General features: G+C 35.7%; 2 protein-coding genes. Both read right to left on the bottom strand.

Going from position 1 to position 1,902, the window contains the following annotated elements:
- The coding region (locus I3255_RS13970) for a hypothetical protein (protein WP_238039352.1) at window positions 1-1,268 on the bottom strand (1,268 nt) is incomplete at its 3' end.
- Window positions 1,269-1,385: 117 nt separating this feature from the next.
- A partial coding sequence (locus I3255_RS13965) for a WYL domain-containing protein (protein WP_238039351.1) occupies window positions 1,386-1,902 on the bottom strand: 517 nt, incomplete at its 5' end.

Raw genomic sequence — 1,902 nt, 5'->3', positions numbered from 1 at the left:
ACAGATTTTGATGAATGAATTGAATTATCATTGAAATCAGCTGAAATATAATTAAATTGGTTTAATTCATCTACACTCATTGAATCAAATGCAGTTACTAAATCTCTATAGCTAAACACTTGACTTGAATCATATTCAAACTGTCCTAATTCCTCAATTTTTCCAATATCATCTATCCCATTTGAACGATATGCTAAAATTGTCTGCATGGTGAGGTTATTTTCTTCAGCTGCATTTTGACAAGCAGAAAGTGAATTAATATTACTAATATAATGGTGATTACGTAAACCATGCCCATCTGCTTTTGCTTGTACAAGTTCAACGGATATGTTGCATCCATCTGGTTCTACTGCATATCGCTCTATTAATGATAAACCTCGCTCATTTCTTTCTCGTTTCATTGAATCTTCAAAGATATTTACTACGTTTGTTAAATCATCGGACATGCGTTCGATACGTGTAGTAGTTGACCTATCTTTGTATTGAATAGTTGTTACTCGATGCCAAAATTTAGAGTTACTTTCGTTTTCCATCATGTAATTCCAATGACCTTGCATATACTCAACTTCTGCATATACAACATTCGGGTCTTGGTACAGCACACGAGTTTCTTCATAAGACAACTGCATACCTTTCACAAGGTTAGCTGCGCTTACCGCTAGTTTAGCATTACCAGATGCAATGAAGTCACTGTATAGTTCTTCTACAGGAACATTAAAGCGACGCTGTAAACGGAACTCTTGTTCTCTCAACATCGTACTAATACGTTCACGTGTTTCAGATTGATGTTGAATAGTCGAGCAGCTAAGCATCCCTAAATTATTACTTTCGAGGTCTTGTTGAATGTTTTCCCAAAGTACTGTTGTTAGTGGAGTAATATCACGGATATCTTTATCACTAGGTATAAATATAGCTGGAGCTAGTGTCATAGTGTAAGCTGTTTCAACAATACCAAGGTCTTCATCTATAGCACCAATAGGGACATTAACAATGGTTGGCACATAGTCAGCACAGGACGCGTCTTGGTTTGATTTGATATCTAAAATATATGTACCATTGTCGCCAGTGATTGTTGTTGGTTCTCCTGCATCTAACTTACCGTTAAAGTTTAAATCTAAACCTACAGTTGCGCCTTTCACATAGCCATCAATGGCTTTACCTTGAATACTACGAGTTGAGCTCGTTTTATCTGAATCAGAGCTCCCGCCGCCACATGCAGATAATAGTAATATTGATGATATACCAAGAGCAATAGTTGAAACTTTCATTATTTATTCCTTAATGAAATATATTTTAGGTGAGTTTTCTTTTTATACCGTAATTAACGATGCGGCATTTTATGTCGCATGGATGGTGGCAATATAATGCTATCTGTTAGAGTTGTGTTATTGGTAACGCTTTTCATCAGTTATTGGTTTGTATTCGAATATTACGTAATCTTCTAGATTGAAATTAGCGGGATAATCAAATGTAAATGTTGATACCTCTATAGTATGAATATGATTTATAGCTATGTGTTTTTCTTCTTGTTGTTGATAGATTAAATAAAGTTCAGTCTCAGCAAGAACTAAACCTAAAGGTTGTATGTTGGTGTGTCTTGTAAGGTATTTATCTTCAATCGTAATTACTCGTTGATAAGCAAGTGCTAAACAGAGCCTTTCAAAGACAGAATTAAATTGGGGATATTGCAATCGTGCCTGAAGATCGCTGACAACATGTACTTTTGAGCTGATGTGAAAGGGAATCAAGGTTGAGAGTGTTAGTGTTTGTATTTGGATAAATGTTGAATCAATAACCGCTGACAGTGCAGGTGGTAATACTGAGCGAAGATAAGATTCCGCTAATCCTAAAATGACATGTTCTCTTGGCCCTAAAATGAACTTTGATTGTAGGTGCCTGCTA

It is taken from the genome of Psychrobacter sp. Ps6 (assembly GCF_022129235.1).
GTDB lineage: Bacteria > Pseudomonadota > Gammaproteobacteria > Pseudomonadales > Moraxellaceae > Psychrobacter.
Note: the sequence above shows the minus strand (reverse complement) of the source record. Positions and strands in the feature narration are given on the sequence as shown.